Annotated in this window: 24 protein-coding genes; 4 read left to right on the top strand and 20 right to left on the bottom strand. The window is 53.5% G+C overall.

Translation table 11 applies throughout. The annotated features are described in order from the left end of the window. Positions 1-37 precede the first annotated feature (37 nt). Positions 38-796: an SDR family oxidoreductase gene (locus tag MKY96_RS13075; protein ID WP_340940925.1), complete on the top strand. Its 759-nt coding sequence runs from the start codon at positions 38-40 to the stop codon at positions 794-796. 495 nt (positions 797-1291) lie between these two features. Here MKY96_RS13075 and MKY96_RS13080 read toward each other — a convergent pair whose 3' ends face one another. From MKY96_RS13080 to nirB, 5 genes are all read right to left on the bottom strand, one after another. After that, entirely contained in the window at positions 1292-1612 is a 321-nt protein-coding gene (locus MKY96_RS13080; protein WP_340940926.1) for an iron-sulfur cluster biosynthesis family protein, read from the bottom strand. Between the two features lie 235 nt (positions 1613-1847). Beyond that, on the bottom strand, positions 1848-2615 hold the full coding sequence (cobA, locus tag MKY96_RS13085; RefSeq protein ID WP_340940928.1) for a uroporphyrinogen-III C-methyltransferase: 768 nt from the start codon (positions 2613-2615) through the stop codon (positions 1848-1850). Then, complete coding sequence (locus MKY96_RS13090) at positions 2612-3481, bottom strand: formate/nitrite transporter family protein (RefSeq protein ID WP_340940929.1); 870 nt, start codon at positions 3479-3481, stop codon at positions 2612-2614. Before MKY96_RS13090 ends, cobA begins: the two co-directional genes overlap by 4 nt. Positions 3482-3520: 39 nt before the next feature. Then, the gene (gene nirD / locus MKY96_RS13095; RefSeq protein WP_340944547.1) at positions 3521-3832 is read right to left on the bottom strand and encodes a nitrite reductase small subunit NirD; all 312 of its coding nucleotides are present in this window, start codon (positions 3830-3832) and stop codon (positions 3521-3523) included. Between the two features lie 18 nt (positions 3833-3850). Further along, on the bottom strand, positions 3851-6280 hold the full coding sequence (gene nirB / locus MKY96_RS13100) for a nitrite reductase large subunit NirB (protein WP_340940931.1): 2430 nt from the start codon (positions 6278-6280) through the stop codon (positions 3851-3853). 339 nt (positions 6281-6619) lie between these two features. Here nirB and MKY96_RS13105 point away from each other — a divergent pair, with 339 nt between their 5' ends. Together MKY96_RS13105 and MKY96_RS13110 are read left to right on the top strand one after the other, a co-directional pair. Further along, positions 6620-7216 carry an ANTAR domain-containing response regulator gene (locus MKY96_RS13105; RefSeq protein ID WP_209990328.1) on the top strand — a complete coding sequence of 199 codons (597 nt, stop codon included), beginning with the start codon at positions 6620-6622 and terminating at the stop codon, positions 7214-7216. 12 nt (positions 7217-7228) lie between these two features. Then, positions 7229-8278 (top strand): anthranilate phosphoribosyltransferase, encoded by a 1050-nt coding sequence (locus tag MKY96_RS13110; protein WP_340940934.1) that lies wholly within the window; start codon positions 7229-7231, stop codon positions 8276-8278. 316 nt (positions 8279-8594) lie between these two features. Here the strand turns inward: MKY96_RS13110 and MKY96_RS13115 are convergent, their stop codons facing one another. The 14 genes from MKY96_RS13115 to lysS form a co-directional block, all read right to left on the bottom strand. Beyond that, the gene (locus MKY96_RS13115; RefSeq protein WP_076086935.1) at positions 8595-9917 is read right to left on the bottom strand and encodes an IS4 family transposase; all 1323 of its coding nucleotides are present in this window, start codon (positions 9915-9917) and stop codon (positions 8595-8597) included. A gap of 658 nt (positions 9918-10575) precedes the next feature. After that, entirely contained in the window at positions 10576-11079 is a 504-nt protein-coding gene (locus MKY96_RS13120) for a DMT family transporter (protein WP_340940935.1), read from the bottom strand. An 18-nt stretch (positions 11080-11097) separates the two neighbouring features. Beyond that, positions 11098-11523, bottom strand: coding sequence for a DMT family transporter (locus tag MKY96_RS13125; protein WP_340940937.1), 426 nt, complete (start codon positions 11521-11523; stop codon positions 11098-11100). A 185-nt stretch (positions 11524-11708) separates the two neighbouring features. Beyond that, positions 11709-12110: an NUDIX hydrolase gene (locus tag MKY96_RS13130; RefSeq protein WP_340940939.1), complete on the bottom strand. Its 402-nt coding sequence runs from the start codon at positions 12108-12110 to the stop codon at positions 11709-11711. Further along, complete coding sequence (locus MKY96_RS13135; RefSeq protein ID WP_340940940.1) at positions 12103-14139, bottom strand: translation factor GTPase family protein; 2037 nt, start codon at positions 14137-14139, stop codon at positions 12103-12105. The genes MKY96_RS13130 and MKY96_RS13135 overlap by 8 nt, the downstream gene beginning before the upstream one ends. A 9-nt stretch (positions 14140-14148) precedes the next feature. Next, on the bottom strand, positions 14149-15132 hold the full coding sequence (locus tag MKY96_RS13140; RefSeq protein WP_340940941.1) for an aldo/keto reductase: 984 nt from the start codon (positions 15130-15132) through the stop codon (positions 14149-14151). Positions 15133-15227: 95 nt separating this feature from the next. Then, positions 15228-15788 (bottom strand): AAA family ATPase, encoded by a 561-nt coding sequence (locus MKY96_RS13145; protein WP_340940942.1) that lies wholly within the window; start codon positions 15786-15788, stop codon positions 15228-15230. A 34-nt stretch (positions 15789-15822) separates the two neighbouring features. Beyond that, complete coding sequence (locus MKY96_RS13150; protein ID WP_340940943.1) at positions 15823-16641, bottom strand: GNAT family N-acetyltransferase; 819 nt, start codon at positions 16639-16641, stop codon at positions 15823-15825. A 53-nt stretch (positions 16642-16694) separates the two neighbouring features. Further along, complete coding sequence (locus MKY96_RS13155) at positions 16695-17867, bottom strand: alanyl-tRNA editing protein (protein ID WP_340940944.1); 1173 nt, start codon at positions 17865-17867, stop codon at positions 16695-16697. After that, entirely contained in the window at positions 17864-18304 is a 441-nt protein-coding gene (locus tag MKY96_RS13160) for a GNAT family N-acetyltransferase (protein ID WP_340940945.1), read from the bottom strand. The genes MKY96_RS13155 and MKY96_RS13160 overlap by 4 nt, the downstream gene beginning before the upstream one ends. 23 nt (positions 18305-18327) lie before the next feature. Next, complete coding sequence (locus MKY96_RS13165) at positions 18328-19005, bottom strand: TSUP family transporter (RefSeq protein WP_340940946.1); 678 nt, start codon at positions 19003-19005, stop codon at positions 18328-18330. A gap of 29 nt (positions 19006-19034) precedes the next feature. After that, complete coding sequence (locus MKY96_RS13170; RefSeq protein WP_340940947.1) at positions 19035-19469, bottom strand: NUDIX hydrolase; 435 nt, start codon at positions 19467-19469, stop codon at positions 19035-19037. A gap of 90 nt (positions 19470-19559) precedes the next feature. Beyond that, complete coding sequence (locus MKY96_RS13175; protein ID WP_076078109.1) at positions 19560-20279, bottom strand: YebC/PmpR family DNA-binding transcriptional regulator; 720 nt, start codon at positions 20277-20279, stop codon at positions 19560-19562. Between the two features lie 94 nt (positions 20280-20373). Continuing rightward, positions 20374-21936 (bottom strand): lysine--tRNA ligase, encoded by a 1563-nt coding sequence (lysS, locus tag MKY96_RS13180; RefSeq protein ID WP_340940948.1) that lies wholly within the window; start codon positions 21934-21936, stop codon positions 20374-20376. 615 nt (positions 21937-22551) lie between these two features. Here lysS and MKY96_RS13185 point away from each other — a divergent pair. Beyond that, positions 22552-22962 carry a hypothetical protein gene (locus tag MKY96_RS13185; protein WP_340940949.1) on the top strand — a complete coding sequence of 137 codons (411 nt, stop codon included), beginning with the start codon at positions 22552-22554 and terminating at the stop codon, positions 22960-22962. 117 nt (positions 22963-23079) lie between these two features. Here the strand turns inward: MKY96_RS13185 and MKY96_RS13190 are convergent, their stop codons facing one another. Then, positions 23080-23484: a GNAT family N-acetyltransferase gene (locus MKY96_RS13190; RefSeq protein ID WP_340940950.1), complete on the bottom strand. Its 405-nt coding sequence runs from the start codon at positions 23482-23484 to the stop codon at positions 23080-23082. Positions 23485-23881: the final 397 nt, after the last annotated feature.

Here is a 23881-nt window from a genome sequence, read left to right on the forward strand (position 1 = left end):
AGACCAGAGAAAAATAACTATACACGGAGGTACATATATGAGACTTCACAACAAAGTAGCTGTAGTGACCGGGGCGGCATCCGGGATGGGGAAGGCGATTGCCGTCCTGTATGCGAAGGAAGGAGCCAAGGTCGTAGTGGCGGATATTCATTTGGAGGCTGCGGAGACGGTGGCCGGTGACATCAAAGCTGGCGGCGGGGAAGCCCTGGCGGTACGAGCAAATGTTGCAGATGAGTCTGATATCCAGAATCTGATCGACAGCACAGTCAGCACCTACGGCACGGTAGATATTCTGGTGAATAATGCGGGGATCATGGATAACTTTGAACCGGCGGGTGATATTGAGGATGAGAGCTGGGAACGGATTCTCGCCGTCAATACAACTTCGGTAATGCGTGCTACGCGCAAGGTACTGCCTATTTTCCTGGAAAAACAACAGGGTGTTATCATTAACGTTGCCTCGGTAGGCGGTCTGTTCGGTGCCCGTGCCGGTGCGGCTTATACAGCCTCGAAGCATGCGGTTATCGGCTTTACCAAGAACACCGGATTCATGTATGCTGCCAAGGGAATCCGCTGCAATGCGATTGCGCCGGGCGGTGTGGAGACCAATATTGGTTCAACCATGACCCATATCCATCCATTTGGCATGGAACGTACACAGCCGGGCATGGCGCTTAATCCACGGATGGGCCAGCCCGCAGAAATCGCACAGCTCGCCTTGTTCCTGGCTTCAGAGGAAGCAGGCTTTGTGAATGGGGCAGTCATTACCGCAGACGGCGGATGGACTGCTTATTAAGCTGAGGACCTAAAGCGAAATGAGGGGCACTATTGCGAAATAGCACCCTCATTTGCAACCTTTGGGCCGCATCAGGACTGGATGCTGCGGCGTCCCCAGTCCAATTGTAATCGGTTTTTCGATTACATTTGGCCTACACGGCGTCCCAGTCCAATTGTAATCGGTTTTTCGATTACATTTGGCCTACGCAGCGCGCCTAGTCAAATTGTAATCGGTTTTTCGATTACATTTGGCCTACACGGCGTCCCCAGTCCAATTGTAATCGGTTTTTCGATTACATTTGGCCTACGCAGCGCGCCTAGTCAAATTGTAATCGGTTTTTCGATTACATTCGGCCTACACGGCGTTCCCAGTCCAATTGTAATCGGTTTTTCGATTACAATCAGCTCACGAGTCTCCGCCATGCCCGATATGCTCGGTTTTCCTTAAATAAAGGCCATCTCCCGTCACTCTGCGGGCAGATGGCCTCCTTGGCTTATGCTACCTTTATCTCCTTCAGCCCCGCGCATCCTGCACCCTTATATTGCTCCCGAACAAGGTGGAATCACTCGTCAGCTTGTAGGCCGGATACCCGGCCTCGGCTTCGAGCCGCATTACGTCATCGAACAGCAATTCCTGCTGGCGGTCACACAGGAAGGTGAACGGCTCGGTCTGAAACACAATATCGGTCGGCGAAGGCTCGCTGACTACCCGGATCACTAGCACGCCATTACAGCCGCAGTCCTCCGTATCGTAGAACATTTTGAATTGTCCGGGCTTCCCGGCCAGACTCTGCTCCAGCCGTTCGCGGGTCATTGCATTAAGCTCAATCTGCATCTGTAATTTCTCCTTTCAGGGCCATCTGCCCGGCATGCTGTAACTGTAGGCGACAAGTATAGTCCCTAATCTGCGCAGACCCGTGTGACAGCAGTCACTAAGAATGTGAAAAAGTGACTTCCAGCGCAGCATGCCGCAGCAGCGATGTACTCTCCTCCCTGAATATAACACAGAAACAGGCGCTGCCATAACCCGGCCTGCGGCCCGGAGATGTGGGCGCATGCCCTATTCGGCTTCACCCGATCTGCGAGCGTACAGTTTCCTCCAGATTCAGCAGCTCCGCTCTGACCTGGACCACCTCACCGATAATGATCATGGCCGGATTGCTGATCCTCATCGCGGCGGCGACCTTGTCGATATTGCCAAGCGTGCCGGTCACGATCCGTTCGCGCACCGTTGTTCCGTTCTCAATTAGTGCAATCGGGGTCTGCGGATCTTTGCCGTGTACCAGCAGCTCCTTGCAGATCTCCCCCAGCTTGCTTACGCCCATATAGATCACAAGCGTATCCACACCGTGGGCCAGCGCATCCCAACGCAGCGGCGAATCCTGGGTCTGGCAGCGGCTGCCGGTCACGATGGCGAAGGAGGCCGCCACACCGCGATGGGTCAGCGGAATGCCCGCAGAAGCGGCTGCGCCCACCGCCGAGGTGATTCCCGGAATCACCTCAAAAGGAATACCGGCAGCGGCAGCGGACAACGCTTCCTCCCCGCCCCTGCCGAACACGAACGGGTCGCCGCCCTTTAGCCGGACCACGTGGCTTCCGGCTGCGGCATGGCGGATCATCAGCCGCTCTGTCGTCTCCTGCGGCATCGAATGCAGGCCCGGCGCTTTGCCGCAGTAGATGCGCACGGCATCGCCTCGGGCATAGTCCAGAAGCTCCTCATTCACCAGCCGGTCGTACAGAATCACATCGGCACATTGAATGCGCCGCAGCGCCTTCAATGTAATCAGCTCGGGATCACCCGGACCTGCGCCTACAATAGATATGTTGCCCTGCTTCATACGCTTTTCTCCAGGGCAGGTGTGCCCGGGAGCCCCGCCTCTCCGCGTCCCGGAAGCTCTGCTGCCGCAGTTGCTCCGGGTTTGCTGCCTTTTTGCGACAAATAGAATAGCAAGCCCGTGAACAACAGCCCGCCCGCGAAGTTGCCGAGCAGCACCGGAATGCCGTTCCAGATCCACCAGTCCGCCATAGTCACATTCGCTCCAAGCATCATCCCCGCCGGAATGACGAAGAAATTGACAACCGTGTGCTCGAAGCCCTGTCCGAAGAAGGTCAGGATGGGGAGCCACATGGCGAGGATTTTGCCGGAGGTGGATTTCGAGGTCATCGCCATCACTGCACCCAGCGTGACCATCCAGTTGCAGAGCATCGCCTTGATGAAGGCCAGCACGAGTCCCTCTGCCCCCAGGCTCTGATAAGCCGTCGTCTTCCCTTCACTTGCTGTAATCAGTGTCTGCACCATGGGGTTCGACAGATCGGTACCCATCCTCGTAATCGTCAGCCCGTATAATGCGGCATAGACGGCACATCCGATCAAATGTCCGAGTATGACCCAGAAATAGTTCCCCAGCATGCGCCCGATGGTGGTCTTCTTCTCCAGCACAGCCAGTGGAATCAAGGCGAAGCTGCCGGTAACCAGCTCCAGCCCGAGTAGTATAATCATCACGAAGCCTACCGGAAAAAGAATCGCGCCCGCCATAGGGATCTTGGTCTGTGCCGCTGCGGTGAAGGCCAGTGTGGTAGCGCATGCCAGAATGGCACCGCCGAGACTGCCGCGGACAATGAGCTGCATGATGCCCAGTTCTGCTTTGGTTTTTCCCGCTTCAATCATGGAGCCCAGCACTTCGCCTGGTTTGACATAGTCCATTTATGAATCCCCCTTTATACGTGTCCATGGATGAATGAATCAGATCGTTAAGTACAAGCTGCCTGTGGCGTGATCGACTTCCACCTCATAGGTGGTCACATGTCCCGTATCGGGGGCCTGCACCTCGCCTGTATGCAGCTCGATCCGCCAGTCATGGAGCGGGCAGTGCACCTTGGAGCCGCAGACCATGCCCTCCGAGAGCAGGCCGCCCTTGTGCGGACAACGGTTCTCCACCGCCAGCACCTCTCCGCTGCTTAGCCGGAACAAGGCAATCTCGGTATCGCCTACCCGTAATTTTCGTGATCCTTTGATATCCACATCATTCAGGTTGCCGATTAGCAGCTTAGTCATTGTCATTTCGATTCCTCCTTAGACCGTCTCGGGTAACGAGATCGCCTCAAAATTCTTGCGCAGCTCCGGGGTATTCACAATCTGCTTCCATGGATCGGTAGTCAGGCTAAGCGTCTTCTGAATTCTCTCCACCAGCGCCGCCCGTTCCTCCGGGTATTCCAGCGCCTGCTTGATACTGTCCAGGCCCACGCGCTCAATCCACTGTGCGGTCCGCTCATTCCATCCGGCTTGCTCGCGGTAGTATTGCAGGAACGCACTTGCCCATTCCAGCACCTCATCATCGGTCTTCACTACGCAGAGCAGATCGGTCGCCCGGACATGAACGCCGCCGTTGCCGCCGACATGCAGCTCCCAGCCGCCGTCAATCGCCACCACACCGAAGTCCTTGATTGTCGCTTCCGCACAGTTGCGCGGACACCCGGATACAGCCAGCTTCACCTTCCCCGGAGCATTCAGCCGTTCAAAAGCCTTCTCCAGCCGAATTCCCATCCCCAGCGCATCCTGGGTCCCAAAGCGGCAGAAGGTGGAGCCTACGCAGGTCTTCACAGTGCGCAGCGTCTTGCCGTAGGCATGGCCGGAGGGCATATCCAGCTCCTCCCACATCTTCGGCAGATCCTCCTTCTTCACGCCCAGCAGATCCAGGCGCTGCCCGCCGGTAAACTTGACCAGCGGCACATCGTATTTCACCGCGACCTCCGCTATCTTGATCAGCTCCGCAGGAGAAGTGACACCGCCGTAGATTCTCGGCACCACTGAATAAGTCCCGTCCTTCTGGATATTGGCATGGTAGCGCTCATTTGTATATCTGGATTCATTCTCATCCACATATTCCTCCGGCCAGAGCATACCCAGGTAATAATTCAGCGAAGGGCGGCATTTCGGGCAGCCTTCCTCGTTGTTCCAGGACAATACATGCATGACTTCCTTCACCGTGGTCAGCTTCATCCGCTTGATCTCGGCGACAATCTCATCCCGCCCGAGCGTCGTGCAGCCGCAGATTCCCTCCTTGACGGTAACGGCCGCCTCTCCGGCATAGAGCTGGAGCAGCCCCTCTACCAATGGCTTGCAGCCGCCGCAGGAGGCGGATGCTTTGGTGCAGGCTTTGATCTGGCCCACACTGGTACAGCCGCCGGCGGTAATCGCTTCGGCAATGGTTCCCTTCGTGACTCCGTTGCAGCCGCAGATGATCTCGTCATCCGGCATCCTCTCCAGCCGGTTGCCCTTGGGCGAAGCCAGCGCATCGGCCTCCAGGCCGAGCAGCAGCTCTTTCTCGCGCCCCTTAATATTCTCGCCCTTCTTGATCATCGAGAAGAGCTGCGCGCCGTCATTCGTATCTCCGAACAGGACAGCGCCGATCAGCTTATCCTCCTGGATGACCAGCTTCTTGTAGATCCCCTCCGTCTCATCCTGGAACCGGAGTGCCTTCGTTCCGGGCTGCTCGTTGTATTGTCCCGCTGAGAAGACATCTACACCAGATACCTTCAGCTTGGTCGAGGTGACTGAACCGGCGTAGCCCTCTGTGGGAGCGCCTGCCAGTCTTTTGGCCAGCACAGCGCCTTGCTCATACAGCGGGGCTACCAGGCCGTAGGCAATGCCGCGATGCTCTGCACATTCCCCGACGGCGTAAATACCGGGCAGGCTGGTCTCCATATAATCGTTCACCACGATGCCCCGGTTCACCTCAATCCCGCTGCTGCGGGCAAGCATAACATTCGGCTTGATCCCGACCGCCATCACGATCAGATCGGCCTCCGCCATCTCGCCGTCTGCGAACAGCAGGCCTTTGACTCTCTTTTTGCCGAGAATAGCTTCCGACTGCTTCTTCAGCAGGAACTTCATGCCTTGAGCCTCCAGCTCTCCCCGCAGCATCCGGGATGCCGCCTCGTCCAGCTGACGCTCCATAATATACTCGTGAATGTGAACCACCGAGACATCCATCCCCAGATGCAGCAGCCCTCTGGCTGCCTCCAGTCCGAGCAGACCGCCGCCGATGACGAGCGCCTTGCTGTATTTTTGCGAGACGTCCTGCATGATTTGAGTATCCTTGATGTCACGGAAGGCAATGACGCCCTCCTTCTCTGTTCCGGGGATCGGCAGCATGAAGGGATTGGAGCCGGTCGCCAGAATCAGCTCGTCATACACGGCGGTAACTCCTTTATCCGTATAAACTGTACGTGCAGCAGTATCAATAGAAGTCACTGTGTGTCCCGTATATAAGGTAATATTGAAGCTGCGGTACCATTCGAGATCATTAATTACGATTTCATCCAGGCTTGCCCCGCCTGCCAGCACGGAAGACAGCATGATGCGGTTATAATTGGGATAAGGTTCTGCGCCAATAATTGTAATCTCGTACGCCTCCGGCGCCAATTTGAGCAGATGCTCTATGGCTCTGACCCCTGCCATTCCATTGCCGACTACTATCAGTTTTTTACGCTTCACTGTCATCTGTATCTCTCTCCTCTCCAGGTGCACAACAGAAATAGCCCGCTTCACTCCGCCCGGAAAAGATACATTTCCCGTAAGCGATATTAGTGAGAGCAGGCGCCATTGCCGCTTCAGCCGAATACATCGTTGTATTCGTGAATTGTTGAATTTGTTAAAACGACTATACTACAGCCGTCTACGATACGTCAATAATTATGACATATAAAATTTAATTAATTTAATTTATCGACAAGAATGCTGAATTCGTGTTATATAATATAACATAATCTATCCTGTAATTGGATTGCCAGCAATCATACAAGATGTCTCTATTCTTAGGCAAAAGGAGCGTCGTCCCCCATGCATTCCCTGTTGGTTATAGAACCTGCCGGAACAGAGAATCCCGCAGAAGCGCGCTCCTCTGGAGGCCCTGACCACATCCTAAGCTCTTGCGGCTATGTAGTAGGAACCGCAGCATCACCGGAGCAGGCCGCTCCGTTCATCGGCGACGCCGACGCCTTCATCCTCAATCTTCCGGTGACGGATATCAGCCACTGGAGATCCCTGCTGGTGCGGCAAAGGATCGCGCCGGTAATCTGGTGGTGTACCCCGCATACCGCTAACCTCTCCGTCTCTGCCTGCGGCGACGATATTATGGTGGACGGCATTCTGTCCCCTGCCATGAAGCCGCCGGAGATTCACTGGACGCTGCATTTCAGTGCCAGGCAATGCTTCGAGCGCAAGCAATGGCTGAAGGAACGGGAGCAGCTGCTCTCCCGGATCGAGGAACGCAAATGGATCGATATGGCCAAGGGCATTCTGTCCAAGGCCAAGAATATCAGTGAATCGGAAGCCTATGACCTGCTGCGCAAGCAGGCGATGAATGAACGCAAACGGATCGTGGATGTAGCAACCTCCATCGTCAAGGTCTACCAGATGCTGCAGGATCAAACTTAAGGAGAACACCATATGATTAATATTCTCAAGGAAGTTGCCCGCGGCAAACGCGGTGCGAAGGATTTAAGCTACGGGGAAGCCGAATATGCGGCGGAAGCCATACTCACCCAGGCTGCTTCGCCGGTGCAGATCGGCGCGTTCCTGATTGCAGAGCGCATGAAGCTGGAGAGCCTGGAGGAGCTGGAGGCTTTTGTGGCAGTCTGCCGTAAATACGCCTTCCGTGAGCCTGTTCACCAGGGAATCGACTGCGCCGGTCCGTATGACGGCAGGGTTCATTCCTTCATTGCCACCTTCCCTACGGCTTTTCTGCTGTCAGCCGCAGGTCTGCCGGTTACCCTGCATGGTTCAGCGGGCTTACCGCCCAAATGGGGCATTACGCTACAGGATATGATCCAGGCCAGCGGAGTGGATGTAGCCGGACTGAGCCGCAGCGACGCGGTTCATGCCGCCGAAGCCAGCGGGGTTCTGTTCGTGAAGTCGGAGCAGTGGTGCCCGCCGCTGGGGGAGCTTCGCGGACTCCGGGAGGACATTGGCATGCGGACGATTCTCAATACGGCGGAGAAGCTGATTGACTATTCCTGCTCACCGTTTATTGTATTCGGGATATTCCATAATACGGTATTCGACCGGATCTCCCGGCTCATTGTGAAGCTCGGCTATCAGTGCGGGCTGGTAGTGCAGGGTGTGGAAGGCTCGGAGGATCTGTACATTGACCGGCCGAACCGCGTATACCGGATTCAGGATGGAGCGGCGGAGCTGGATATCATTGACCCCGAGGCGCTTGGCCTGGAGGTGACACTGCCTGAGGAGCAGGAGTGGACAGCTCTGCGGCAGCTCCGTATAGCAGAGGAGGTCCTGCAAGGCGGCGGGCATATGGCCTACTACAACCAGACGATGCTGAATGCCGCTGCGAGACTGCATGCCGCCGGGCGTGTGAATTCTATTGAGGAAGGCGTCTATACCTGTAAGCCTCTGCTGGATAACGGGCGGGCTTGGGAGACCTATCAGCGCTGGCAGCACGCACTGGCGGGCAGCAGGGTCGCTTCACTCGGGCAGGGATAAGAGTAGCCGGCAGAGCCCGGGTTCTCCGTTCGCCAGTTCATTGAGGTGCACACAACCTTGTATGGCTGCCTCCTGGGAATTCAGGTGCACTTCTGCACCTCATTTGTCGCTTATGGGTGCGTCTGGCAAATTCAGGTGCACTTCTGCCAATGTCATTAAGATAAGTTCAAAGATAAGTTTGGAATTAATAAAGAGAATCCAAAACGGTATGGGGAAACGTCCTATGCCGTTTGTTTTTGGTGTAAGGAAGGAAAAAAGCGCATAGCAAACAAAGCGGATGGAAGATCCACTTAAAAAAATGTTCATGCGAACCGAATTATGCTACTCTGTAGACGAAGCTAATGGCGGATTTGCTACGTATTCTGCGTGTATTCCTTTGCCCAGGACGGGTGAGACGAATCGGCAAAATATTTTTGCGAATCAAAGCTTCCACATCAGGCGGGGGTCCATCGCCCTTGGAGCGCAGGAAATGTCTACAGACGTGAACGGCCACCGTGAAGTTGACTTGGTAGAGGTGCCGTTTATCCTTTTGGGAAATGACTACGTGCGAGGTAATCATTTCAGCGAAATTGTAGAGGATCATTCTTGCGAATATCTCTTGGGTAATGGACTCTTGCTTCTTTGCGTGAAAATGGGTCAGACCGATGGTGTATTTTAAGGCCCGGAAAGAGGTCTCAATCCCCCATCGCAGGTGATACAGTTCCCGGAGTTCATCCGGTGAGAATTCAGCAGCCGGTAGATTGGTAATGACGGTTTCATAATCGCCACTGGGCAGGAGGAAACGAACCACCCGAAAGGAAATCGGGTAAAACAGGTTCTTTTGCATGTCCAGAAAATCAAAGCTAGAGGTGGCCGGAAGAATTTTATAGATTTCGGGGTGATCCCTGAACGCTTTCGTTCGTTTTTTAGTCAGCGTCAGGTGAATCTCCTGATCAAACGCCCCTTCAAAGGTCAAGTGCAAGCCCGAAAGAATGCCATTCGAATGCAAATCCTTGACCCGTATGACGTACTTCCATCCTTTCCGTTCCAGATGCGCGAACGTATTGTAGCTTTCCAATCCTCGATCCGCCAACACAATGACGTTCCCCTGAATAGGGGACCGATCCACCATCGTGGACAGCGCCCTTCCTTCGTTGCGCAGCTTTCGAGGTTGAAGGATGGCGTCCACGTAAAGCCGGTTACAGAGGTCATAAGCAGCGTTCAAGTGCAGAAGGTTAAAGCCTTTCGAGTGGGGCTGACTTTGAGAATAGGTCAACGGGTCCGCAGGATCTGTTGCAATATGCAGATCGGAACCGTCAATGGCCAATAATCGATAGCCTCGATAATCCTTGAATTCCGTATGGGACGCGGTAAAGGTGTGAAACAAAGATTCGACCGCAGACGGCAAAATTTTATTTCTTTGCTGAACAAAAGCAGAAGAAGTTGCGGTGTTAACGTCATAGCCCTGCGATTCCAACAGTTCCTTATAGAGGCTGTTGCCGCCCATAAAGATCAGGGTTTGCATAACCATTTCAAAGGGTAGTTTTTTCGTTCGGGTAAAATCCTTTCCCGGGTTTCTGACGTAAGGCGCGGGGGCAGCCGCCATCTCACGGATGAGAGATGTCAGTCTGTCTTTCAGCGAATTTGCATAAGCATTCATTGGCGTAACCTCCTCGTTTTTTCAAGGGGCTTCGCCACACGTTTTCTACGGATTGTCAAGATTTTTTTGTGCAAAAAAAGAGCAGGCAATCTTTTCGATAACCTGCCTTTTTCTTGTTTTTGGCTCTATATCTTAACTTAATGACATTGGCACTTCTGCACCTCATTTTCCACTTTTAGGTTTTTCTGGCGATTTCAGGTGCACTTCTGCACCTCATTTGCCGCTTTCGGGTATGTCTAGCGAAATCAGGTGCACTTCTGCACCTGATTTGCCGCTTTCGGGTATATCTGGCAAATTCGGGTGCACTTCTGCACCTGATTTTCCACTTTTAGATGTGTCTAGCGAATTCGGGTGCACTTCTGCACCTGATTTCCCGCTTTCGGGTATATCTGGAGAATTCGGGTGCACTTCTGCACCTGATTCCCTACCTTTGGCTAGTTGATGCCCCGCGCAGCAGTAGCAGCTCTCGAATGTATTCGCTTTTCCGCACACATTCGGCTCACGCACCCCCGCAACCACCAATGTATTCGGTTTTCCGCACACATTCGGCCCACGCGCCCCCGCAACCACTATTGTATTCGGTTTTTCGCACACAGAAAAAAGCGTGCCATCCGCATTCCTGCGGTGCACGCTCTTTTCTGTAATGCAAATGCTTTCGTTAATCCGTATGCAGCGCTCCCTGGGGCTTGCCGGAACCCGGGGTCCCGGCGGGCTCTTTGGCATTGCTTGTGCCGCCCAGCTTGAAAACCAATATCCCGCCTACGATAATAAGCACGCCGATCAGCTGGTTGAACGAGAACGGAACCTTCGCCAACCCCAGCCAGCCCAGTGAATCCCAGAGCAAGGCGAAGCCGAGCTGGGCAGTTAGTACAATCGAGATGGCATAGGTGGCGCCAAGGATTCTGGTGGCCTGGACCAGACAGATCACGACCCCCACGCCGATCATTCCGCTTAACCAGTACCAGGGCTGCATGTGCTGCAGCGTGAACATGTTCTTCCCTTCCATAATCAGCCCCATGACGAGGGAGGCGGCGAAGCCCATGCCCAGCACCAGTGTAGTAGTTGACCAGGAGCCCGTGTGCTCATTAACCTTGGCGTTGAATATATTCTGTAAACTGACCAGCGCCCCCGCGATCAGTGCAAGTACTAACCCTGTTAACATATCTCTTGTCCCCTTCGTTTAGAACTTCAGTACAACTACCCCGAGAATCATCATCCCGATGCCGATAAATTGCGGCAGCTTCATCTTCTGCCGGACGACTCCGAACCAGCCCCTGATATCAATGATAAAGGTCAGGCAGAGCTGGGCAATCAGCAGCGCCGAGATCGTAAGTGTAACCCCGATGTTCTGAATGGCCGTCACCTCACTGAAAATCACGAAGGCAGCCAGACCGCCGCCGCTGATGTATAACGGATGTGCCTTGCGGAAGCCGTGCTTTTTGCCGTCACGTACCACCAGTGCTATCGCTAACGCCATGATGAATCCGGTAAGCTGGGTAATGGTTGCCGCCTGCCACGTGCCGATATCCTGGCTGATTCTGGCATTGGCTACCCCCTGAAGTGTAATGCAGGCTCCGGCCAAAAATGCGAATATGATCCCTCTCATCTATCTCTCTCCTCTTTTTGCTTCTCTGTACTTATTAAAAGCCAGTTCGCCGGATTGGAAAAGGACATATGTCCTATTTGATAAAAGTGTGCTCGCCCCGCCGCCTGCATCGCCCTGTTAAAGAGACAACAAGCCCGTTCCAGGCCGGGTTCCGGCTCAAAACGGGCTTACTCTCTCTTCTATATTCAGGAGATGAGACTCATCTCCCGCAGCTTGTCCATGATGATGACGCTGACCGCCGACACGCGGTCTATATCCTTATAGGTTAACCAGGCCAATTCTTCGATTTCCGAAGCCGGGATAAGCTCGCCTGTGAACTCTGCGGTCAGGCAGGTCATCCGTACGAGGATACCTTCCGCTTTGCCATGTGCCGGGGCTTCGAAGCTTCCGAACTCTGCAATCGTCTCCGGCAAGATCTGAACGGACAGCTCCTCCTCAATCTCACGGATCAGAGTCTCTGCATCCGTCTCACCGGGCTCACGCTTGCCGCCGGGGAAATAATAGGTGTCCTTGCCTTTGGAACGCGCGCCCAGAACCTTGCCATCCACAACATAGATCCAGGCTACCTTATCTATCACATTAGTCATTGTCAATCTGCACCTTTCCTTCGATGTTACGCTGAAACGGCACTGCTCTTTTAAGAACCGTGTACCCGTTCCTGCTTGCTGCTTGAATATGCATATGCGCTCCGGCCTCTTCCCAGGGCACAGCATAACCCTCACCCTTGGCGCAAAAAATAGACGCCGAGGAGTAGGCCGGGTCCGCATTTTTATTATAATTCCGCTGCTCCACCACCGCCCCGGTCTGGTGGCAGGGCTCATATCCGGCCACTCTGAGCGACATCGATCCCTTGCCCTGCGTCATCGCAGCCAGTCTCACCCCGTAATTCATGAAGCTTGCGGCCGGAACCGTGCCCGTGATCACGGCCTTGGACGGAGTAATATCCGGGGGATTGAAGCGGCCGCCGGCCTGCTGGATATCACTCATAACCTTTCCCACATCGTCCGGATCTATCCTAATCTTCAGGTCGTAGACCGGCTCCAGCAGCAGATTCTCTGCCTGCTCCAGCCCCTGGCGCAACGCGCGGTAAGCCGCTTCCCGGAAGTCACCGCCGCTCGTATGCTTATTATGCGCCCTTCCCGTAAGCAGGGTGATCTTCAGATCCGTCAGCGGGGAACCCGTCAATAGGCCGTGATGGCCGCTCTCCAGCAGATGCTGCTCAATCTGATGCTGATAGCCCGCCGCCAGATCATCGGGGTGGCAGCGGTTAATGAAGGTAATCCCGCTCCCCCGTTCCCCGCCCTCAAGCATCAGATGAACCTCGGCGTAGTGGCCCAGCGGCTCGAAATGCCCGCAGCCATAGACCGTACCGGCAATAGTCTCCTTATAGAGAATCTCCGGCGCGCCAAAAGAGATCTTAAGCTGAAACCGTTCCACCACAATCTGCTCCAGAATCTCAAGCTGTATCCCGCCCATTACATGAATATGCAGCTCCTGGAGCTCTTCATCCCAGCTTACGTTCAGTGACGGATCTTCCGCGCCCAGTTGTCCGAAAGCATGTGTCAGCTCCTTCAGGTGCACGGGTGGCTTGAAGAGCACCTTGGATTTCAAGGTGGGAATAAGTCCGCTGCCCTGCGCGTCCTGAAGTGCGCCCACTCCCGCACCCGGAAGCACGGAGCTTAGGCCGACAACGGCGAACAGCTCCCCGGCGGCAGCCCAGTCAGCAGCGCTATAAGCAGTACCGTTGTACTTGCGGATTCCGGTAATCCGTTCGGAGGTTGGTTCTGCTTCGGGTCCATACGTCAAGAACTCGCGGTTCTTCAGCACGCCTTGAAGGGCTTTGATGTAGGTGATGCGGGTCCCTCTGGCATCGTGGCGGATCTTATAGACCCTCCCGGCAAAAGGCAGCCGATGATCGTACTCCGTGAACGTGAGCGCATCCAGAACCTCCAGAAATTCACCCACGCCCTGGTCCAGCAGCGCAGAGCCCTGCATACACGGAAAAATCTCTCCGCGCTTCACCATAGATCTTAGCGCACTGCGGCAATCGCTGTCCGTCAGCATGCCTTCAAGATAAGGTTCCAGCAGCGCATCCTCGCGTTCGGCAAGGAACGATTTCATCTCCTCGGACCACGCCGCTTCCGGCTGCTCCGGCAGAAGCAGGGCATCGCCGCTAAGGAGCTCCCGGATCTCTTCCAGGACACGTTCAGGGTCGCTGCCTGCACGGTCGGTTTTGTTAATGAAGAACAAGGTGGGAATCCGGTGCTGGCGCAGCAGCTGCCAGAGCGTCTCGGTGTGGCTCTCTACGCCCTCCACCGCGCTGAGAATTACCACTGCATAGTCCAGCACTTGCAGACAACGCTCCATCTCCGGGGAGAAATCGACATGGCCCGGCGTATCCAGCAGGAAATAGCGGGCATCCTTATAGGTGAACTCCGCCTGATCGGCGAAGACGGTGATCCCGCGTGCTTTTTCAATCTCATGGGTATCGAGGAACGTATCCTGATGGTCCACACGCCCCCTGCTGCGGATGGCTTCGGTATGGTAGAGCAGCTGCTCGGCGAAGGTCGTCTTCCCGGCATCTACATGGGCGAGCAGTCCGACAGTTATATTCATACAGTACCGCTACACCCCTCCACGGATATATGGAACCACTTCGGACTGGTAAAAGGCAGCCAGGCGCTCCATATCCCCTGGGCTGAAGGAAGGTACATCCAGCGTAGCCAGATTATCGTTCACCTGAGCCTCATTCTTGAAGCCCGGAATCACACAGCTGACGGCCGGATGGTCCAGAATCCAGCGCATGGAGGCCCGGGCCATATTGCCGCGTCCTTCAGCGATCCAATCCAGCTTCTGCGCCAGCTCTACACCTTTACCAAAAGGCAGACCGGCAAAAGTCTCACCCACATTGAACTGCTCCCCGTTCGCGTTGAACCTGCGGTGGTCGTTCTCCTGGAAGGTACTGGACGCTGTAAATTTGCCAGTGAGCAGACCGCTGGCCAGCGGCAGGCGCACCAGGATTCCCGCCCCCTTGGCCGCAGCCTGCGGCAACAGCTCCTGTGCAGGTTGCTGGCGGAACAGATTGAAGATCACTTGGAGCGCCGCTACGCCCGGATACTCCAGGCAGAGCAAGCCCTCCTGGATAGTTTCTACGCTGACGCCGTAGTGAAGGATTTTACCCTCAGCCTTCAACTGGTCCAGCGCCGCGAACACACTGCCATCACGCAGAATCTCCATCGGCGGACAATGGATCTGGTACAGATCGATCGCTTCCCGCTCCAGACGCCGCAGGCTCTGCTCACAGTATTCACTGATCCGGCGCGCGGAATAATTCTCCGGGTCATGGATATCTCCGGCGCGGCAGAACTTCGTGGCAATATGTATCTCATCCTGCTTCCCCCGGGTCGCCTTGGCGAGCAGCTCCTCCGCATGGCCGCCGCCATAGACATCTGCCGTATCGAAGAAATTCACGCCCTGCTCCATCGCCGCCTCCAAGCCTCTCAGCCCGTCCTCATCCTTGCTGCTGCCCCAGTCCCCGCCAATCGCCCAAGTGCCAAAGCTGACCTCACTGACAGACAGACCCGTATTTCCCAGCTCGCGGTATTTCATCCTATGAACCTCCGTTTATGAGTTTGTGTGGAACCGTTCACAACTCTTCTTATTATGAAGGGTTTGGGCGGTCAGGTCCAGTTGGCGGCCGGATTTCACTTCCCTCCTGCAATCTGGACGATCTTCTGAATCGTACCGGGTACTTCGCCGCTATCGCGGATGACAAACAGATGCTCCGACTCACTCTCTGTTGGTGGCTGCGCCAGCCCCTTTTGTGAATCCGCGATTTGCCGGGTCAGCACTACATCGAAGCTGTTTGATTTTCTAAGGATAGCTGTACTCCGCTGACTACTCGCTACACGCGAATACAGCACCTCATCAGGCAGAGTGAAATATACCAGCACACTAACCAATCCCTTCTGGTGAAACCAATCCAGCATTCGCAGTCGGCCTTCCCTATTGGAGTTAGCGTTACACATGATAATGTGCTGCTCCGTCTCATGAACGGCATAATCCACTAACGTTCGGGTCAGAGCGTCCTTGAGCGTATTTGCCCCTTGCTTGGGCAGCAGACTTTCGTACCGGGTATTGATGAATTCAGCCAGATCATCCCGGTCAATAACGGCTGATTCAGGTAAGCACCGCTCTAATTCTCTGGCAAATGTGGTCTTCCCGCTATGCGTTTTACCGACTGTAAGGATTGCTAACCTCTTCATCAATACCACTCCTCTACGATAAAAGGTACTAGCCTTATATGACAAAAGCAAACACCGGATAGCTCTCCACCGGCTCGAAACCGAGCCTTAACGCGAGCTTATGTGAAGCCGTATTCTCATGCGTTGTTTCCCATAAAGGAAGCATTCCCTGATCGAGATAGTGACTAATTAACGATGCGGCGGCGAGCGTAGCATAGCCCTTCCCGCGCTCCGATTCTGCATGAGTATCTACATCAATGAAGTACCTGTTATTCACGCTGAAGCCGTTATTTTTACAAATGGAGACCACTTCATCCCTGACCTTCACTACAGCACCAGTGGCTGTCAGCCCAATGAACCTGTCCTGTCTTGCAGACCTGTTATGCTCCGGTTGGGTGAGCACGGGAAATTCCTCGTAGGCGACAGATAGATCTCCCTCCAAGGGGATAGCAGCACGCTTGTTTTTCAGCTGAATGAATCGTTCGATATTGAACTCATAGACCAACTCCAAATGTCTGTCTACGCTCAGCCCGGCAATCTCAAGCGTCAATAGTTCCGTCCATGAATCACTATCTTCCGTATAGATCTCGAACCCTTTCTCTTGTCTCTGCTGGCAATCAGGCACAACTACCATCTGCAAAAAGCCCATCATCTTCAGCCGGTTGATCTCAGTACTGATATCTCCTGCAGCATACATCCATCTCCCCGTAGCCCATACCACAGCCAGTGTCGGCGCTTCCAAATGATCAGCAAATACCCGCCCGGGATAGTGCTCCAGCAGGACGGATAAGGCGGGAAGGTGATGCAGCTTCACCTTGTAGAAATCATAAACCGCAGGATAGTCATCTGGTGTCAGTTCAATGAGCCCATTCATTATATCTCCTCCATGCCTGTGAGATAGCGGCTCCCCTGAATTTTCGATGACAATCAGAATTGCCCTTTGGCAAAATTGTAAAATGTCAGTGCGTCTTCCCAGGAAGGGAATCCAGCCTGAGCCAGCTTGTCGCTGCCCCCGCCCTTGCCCTGGTATTTGCCCAGATGAGCCTTGAAGAAGGCACCGCATGAGAAATCCGCAGATCCGCTATTCGCGAGCACCGCCTTATTCTCCGCCGCACTCAGCAGCAGCACCCGAAGGTCGGTCAGCGCCGTCAGCTTCGCTGCAAGACTCTGCAAGTCCTTAAGTGTTCTATCTTCCGAAATATGCGCGAGCACCCGACTTCCTTCTTCCATGGATGCTAACAGCTCCCGGGCCAGATAACTGTCGTTCTGCTCCTTCACCGCAGCCAGCTCCACCATCAGCAGCTTCTGCTCCTGCTCCCATTTGCCGATCCGGTCCATAATCTCTTCCTTGCCGGTATTGAACTTGACGGACAACTGGCTGATGATCTGAACATGATCGTTGAAGGCGGCAAGTGCCCGCCCCCCGCACAGGAAGGTAACCCGCACATGGCCCTTCTGCTTCTCGGACCTCAGCAGCTTAATCATCCCAATCGACCCGGTCGCCGCGACATGGGTTCCCCCGCAGGCATTGTGCTCCACGCCTTCAATCTCGACAATCCGGATATCCTCTGTTACCTTAGGAAGCTTCACCAGCGGCAGCTTGGCCATTTCCTCTGCGGTCACAAAGTAGCTGGTAATCGCTAGATTCTGGTAGATCTTGCGGTTCACCTCCTGTTCAGCCTCCGCCAGCTGCTCCGCTGACAGTTCCTGCAGATCAAGATCAATCGTGGCATACTCACTCCCCAGGTGGAAGCTGACGGTCGCCGCCTGATATAACTTCAGGAATACGGCGGATAACAGATGCTGGCCGCTGTGCTGCTGCATATGATCGAATCTCCGGGTCCAGTCGATGGCGCAATCCACATCAGTCTGTCCGGGCAACTCCGCCACCTTATGCAGCACCTCCTGATCCTCCAGCACCACATCCAGTACAGCAATCCCGCCGATGGTTCCCGTATCGCAGGGCTGGCCGCCGCCGAGCGGGTAGAAGGCTGTCTCCGCCAGCGTCACATAGATCCCGTCTTCACGCTCTATCGCCGAAGTAACGGTAGTGCTCCATTCTTTTATATAAGCCGAATCATAATATAGCTTCTTGGTCATCCCTTAAGCTCCTCCTTCGCATCCGTTACAGGTCCGAAGAACTTCTCCATGACCACGTAATCCTTGCCGCCTTTGCTGAACACTTCATCGGTTGGCTGCATGCCGAATCTCTTATAAAAGCCTGCCTTGTAGGTTCTGGCATTACAGAAAATCCGCCGCACCCCCGCCTGCTCCGCCTCCGCAAGAACCGTCTTCAGCAGCTTACTGCCATAACCCTGGCCCTGCTCCAGCTCCAGAGTAGCGAACTTGCGGAATTGTGCTTCTGTGCCGTTGACGAACAGAGATAACACCGAGACCAGCCGATCCTCAAGATACAGTCCGTAATGCTTGCCCTGGTCATCGTCCGCAAGCTTAATGTAATCCGGCTCACGCTCAGGCCACATCACTTCATGCCTAAGCTTCCATGCTTCTTCCTTATGTATAAGCTTGATCTCCATCTCATCCACTCCATTAGTTGTGCTTAATGCATCGTATCCCATATTTGCTTGCCGATCAATATGACAGTAACTGTAATGAATAACGGGCGAATATACGCCGCCCCTTTGCGGATAGCCATCCTAGAGCCGACAATGGCTCCAATCACCATCGGAATCCCCAGAATCAGCCCGTGGGTGTAGCTGACAGAGCCCAGGGCAATGAACGTAAGCAGGCTTGTGATATTGCTGGCGAAATTCAGGATTTTGGCGTTGCCTGCGGCGGTGACAAATTCAAACCCCATCATCAGAAAAGCGAAAATCAGAAACGATCCCGTTCCCGGGCCGAAGAACCAGTCATAGAAGCCTATAAGCAGCGCAGCTAGGATTCCCGCCATACGTAATTTACCGTTGCTGGCAGAGAAGGTCGAGACGTCTCCCCAGGCTTTTTTGAACAAGGTGTAGATCGTAATGACGATCAGCATCACGATCACCAGCGGCTTCAGGAACTCGGAAGGCACCTGACGGACAGTCAGCGTTCCGGTCAGCGAGCACATCGATCCGGCCAATTTGCTGCTGCCAAGCAGCAGGTGAAGCGGTATACCTACCGACAGCAGGGCCGGAATCGCGATCAGTCCGCCACCGCCCACTACCGAATCAATTAATCCGGCCAGAAATCCGCATACTACCAATATAAGAACCATACTGAGCGTCCAGTCTTCCATTACTGCGCCATTCCCCCTGCTACTCTAATCTAATTCCATCCGTGAGCGGCATACCAGACACCGTCCCTGAATGTATTCCAGGCCTCCTGTACGAACGGGATGATATTCTCCGGCAACGCATCCACCGGGAACCAGCATATCTCATCGCATTTGTCCGGCTCCATGTTGCAGATCTCTCCAGTCCACTGCTCCGCCTTGAAAAAGAAATCCACCCGCTCATCCCCGGAGGTATGCAGGTGCATCGTTCCGATCAGGGTAAGATCGGCGGGAGCTATAACAGCACCGCATTCTTCCCGGACCTCGCGGATGGCGGCAACATGAAGCGGCTCGCCGCCCTCCAGCTTCCCGGCAGGCAAGCCATACTCCCCGTCATGATGTCCCGTATTCGCGCGCCTGAGCAGCAAGACTTGCCCGTCCTTAATCAGAAATACATGGACGACACTAACCAGTCGAAATACCCCCACAGACCTGCCCCTCTCTCTTCTGCACCAGAAAAAAGAACAAGCGGGCAAGCCGGTTTGCAGGCTTGTCCGCTTATTCCATAGACGACTATTCTATTCTTCCGAATCCACGTTGTGGTAGACCTGCTGCACATCGTCCAATTCTTCGAGTGCATCGATCAGCTTCTCGAACTGTGCCTGTGCATCTTCAGGAATAGCTACATAGTTCTGAGGGAGCAGCGTCAACTCGGCTACAGTGAATTCCGTAATCCCCGCGCTGCGGAAGGCTTCCTGTACCGCATGGAACTGGTCCGGCTCAGCATACACGATGACCGCCTCGTCCTCTTCCAGCACATCGCGGACATCCAGGTCTGCTTCAATCAGCAGCTCCATCACCTCATCCGCAGATTTGCCTTCCACCCCGATTACCGCTGTCGGATCGAACATATACGTAACCGATCCACTGACGCCCATGTTGCCGCCGTTCTTGCTGAACGTCGAACGGACCAGCGGAGCCGTGCGGTTGACGTTATTCGTCAGCGCATCGACTACAATCATCGATCCGCTTGGACCGAAGCCTTCATAGCGCAGCTCAACGTAGGTCTCATCGCCGCTGCCCTTGGCTTTTTCCAGGGCACGGTCAATAATCGCCTTCGGTACATTGTAGGTCTTGGCCCGCTCCAGAACGACCTTCAGCGCCCGGTTGGATTCCGGATCAGGCTCGCCCTTCTTCGCTGCAACATAGATTTCTACCCCGAACTTGGCGTAGACCTTACTTGTATTAGCATCCTTGGATGCTTTCTTTTCCTTAATATTATTCCATTTACGACCCATATCGTTACCGCTCGCTTTCCAACATTTGATGTAAAACAGTCCTGTACATTATACCTCTGTTCAATCGATCCCGTAAAGGGCCGTCCACACACCTTCACAAATCCAGCAAATTCAGCATCTGCTCTGTTCCAGCTGCCTGGATTAGCCAGGGCAGACGCGGGCCTTGCTCCGCACCAAGGACTAACTGATAGATGATGGTGAACAGTCTTTTTTGCTGGGTCCGCATCGTTTTCTTATCTTCGTGATGGCAGATGGCATAGATCTCCGTCATGAGCTGCGTTTCTTCCAGCTCCCTGCTCCGCAGCAGACTGCACAAGCTCCGCAGCCATCTCAGCTCCACTCCGGTAAGAGAATGATAATACGCATAGTCGGGCGAGGTTTGAATCGTCACCAGCTTGTGCGGCATCCAGTTCCTGATCCAGTATTCCGCCCGCCCAACCGTTGTCTGCAGCCGGAGTTCATCTACCTCTTCGCCGTTTCTGTTGAACATCTCCCGGAGCTTGTCCCTGTCGAAGTTGATTAAGGGAAGCAGACTGGCTACCTGGCCGAAGCTAACGTTGCTTCCAGTGCTCACCGGAGAGTCGTTTAGCAGAGACAGCTCCAGCACACCCGCAAGATCGCCCGTTAATGTGCCTGCCCGTGCTCCCGCAGCATACCGCTCGAACTCCGCATAATTGCGCAGCACATCCTCATCCAGCCCGATATGGAAGGCGGCATTCGGCTGGTATTTGGCGAACAGGAACAGAATGTTCTCAGGGGCGTAGACTCGGAGCAGATCATCTGGAGTGTAATTGTGCCCGGAGGAGCTGGACATTTTAGCGAAGCTGCCTTTGATGCTGATGAATTCATATGGCTCGTACACCGGGGGTGAATACCCGAAGATCCGCTCTGCGATTACCGCAGCCACATTGTAGCTCCCCGTCTCCGACGAATGGTCCCGGCCACCCGGCTCGAACACCACCTGCTCCAGCTGCCAGCGCATCGGCCAGTCGATTTTCCAGTGCAGCTTGATGTTGTCCGCCTGAGGAATATGTACGGTATCGCAATGACCACATCCGCAGCGGTAGGCCACACTCTCCTCCAGATCGTCGAAATTCAGAATCGTAGTCGAGTCTTTTCCGCACTGCCCGCAATATAAATGGATCGGATAAAAAGCCGCCCGCTCATCCGCCGAACTCTCACCTGTCTTGAACGACATCAGGATATCGTAGATCTCTCCCCGGCGGCGCAGGGCGTGCAGAATTTGCGTATAGTAACGGCCTGACTGGTATTCCCGGCTCTGATAGATGAACTCCGGCTCAATCCCGAATACCTGGAGCGCCTGCTCGAATTCCGACTCGAAATATGCCGAATACGAAGCATGACAGCCATACGGACACGGCACCTGCGAATAAGGCAGACCAATATACTGAGCGAAGCCCGGGTCCACGTGGGCCGGCACTTTGCGGAACCGGTCAAAGTCATCCCATGAGAAAATAAAACGCACCTCCTTCCCCGCCCGCCGCAGCGCCTTCGCCACAAATGCAGTCGTCACCGCCTCGCGGAAATTCCCGATATGAACTGATCCGGACGGACTGATCCCGGATGCACATACATACGTCTGCCGCTGCGGATGCTCCGCGATTAACTGGTTTGCAATTTTTTCTGCCCAATGCATCTCAATCACCTCTAAGTTTATTGTGAATTACCTGAAAAGCAAAAAAGCTCCCGTCCTCAAGATTAATATCTTGAGGACGGGAGCTTGGATAAGCTTCGTGGTACCACCTCTGTTTACGGACAAGTTGCCTCATCCGCCTCTTCGGGTACGGCCATGACGCTTATACCCTATCTCTGTAACGGGAGAACCCGGCATACCATCCTTGGACACTTGTGCCCAATTCCCTATGCAGCTCGGAGACTTTTTTCAGATCAGGCGCTTCGCTGCTCCCTTTCACCACTCTGGAGCTCTCTGTGAACGCTGCCGCCTGCTTACTCTTCTCTTCATCGCTTGTGTTGTTGTACGTTATTATTTGCAATAATACTGCGGGAGGGAGAATGTGTCAATAAGTTTTAAAATAACCGTTAATAGCTGTCAAGGATTTCGCTTGAGCCTCTGGAACCAAAGACAGAACTCCAGAAAATTCATCACCCTAAGCCCATGCCATACTTTTCTTCGCTATTTTTGATAAAATCATAAGGAATACATGGCAAGCTCAATTTTGTTAGTAACTTCTGCATTAGGTGGGTCTCGTCTCTTCTTATCTGTGTCCTGAACAAAAAAGGAGGGTTATTCATGAAAAAAAATCTATTCTTCACCTTCATTAGCTTTTTATTTCTTATTGCTTGTTCTTCTCAACAAGAATATTCTAACGTGAATGAAGCAATAATGTCCCTTGAAAAAAACATTACAAAAATTGAATCACCTGACGACCAAATTCTTGAGGGTATTAAACCTGTTAGCTATAAACTGAGTAATGAGGAAATAATAAAAGTTTACGCTTTCGGATCGGAGGAGAAACGAGAAGGTGGAATAAAGCACTTTGAAGAAAGTATTCAGCTTCTTAGTTTCCACGCACCAATTGTCTACCAATCTGGAAAGTATTTAGTTCTGTATTATCCCCTCGTCGATTCAAAAACTCGAACACCCAAGCTAAACGAAACAGAGTTTGGAGTAAAAATAGAAAACGCTCTCAACAGTATGTAACAGGAATAGCGAAAATAGCAAAAAAATTACGGTTTAGGGCTATGCGACTAATAGAATCGAATGTCCCGGCTCCTATGGCCAAACGATTAGCCCTCTTTGCAGGAGGGCTATTTGTGGTCAAATGCATTGATTAAGCTCCAGACAACGTACAACCTCACCGTCGTATAACTCTTCACTGACCTTTTGGAATCCAAGCGATTCATACAACATTCCGGCAATCCGGTTGTCGGGTCTATGCCCGATCATTAATCGGCTACACCCTTCATTTCGCATATGCTGTATTAATTTCACCATGGCTTGTCTAGCATAACCCTGTCCTTGATAATGTTCATCAATCATAAGTGCCGGTATCCAGCAGTTACCATCCTCATCGGGAGTTGTACAAAAGACAATAAATCCTACCACTACAGTTCCTAAATATATAGCCCGCAGCTCAAACTCCTGCACGAATTTTGCTTCAGCAATCCAATTAACCACCGGAGCAGGAAAAACGCTTTGTTGTTCTAGCTTTACTTTCAGCAATGTGCAGTCATACTAGTTCTCGACCGATACAGGTCGTAGTTCAATAACCATCATATTCCCTCCAAAGATATAGCTTCAGTATTGAATCCGCTCCCAACATTATACTGTAGAGGGAATCCCTACGATTGGTACAGAATGGTTAAAGACAAAGACTACAATTGCAAGCACACAGAACACTCCCATCCTCCACAGCAAACAAATGGAATAATGTATCTTAATTTCCCGGTTTCTAATGTTTTCAGGTAAACAAGTGGAAAAACAGCAACTACTGCATCGGTATATGCCGCTACGGCGGAATATGGGAGAAATTAAGTGTCGTTTATCCAACTGCTGCCCCGGTAAAGTCTGTTCCATCATCAGCAAGTGGAGGAAATCCACCTATGTTCCCCACAGTCCG

Origin of the sequence: Paenibacillus sp. FSL R7-0302 (assembly GCF_038006885.1) — a bacterium.
Taxonomy (GTDB): Bacteria; Bacillota; Bacilli; order Paenibacillales; family Paenibacillaceae; genus Paenibacillus_AQ.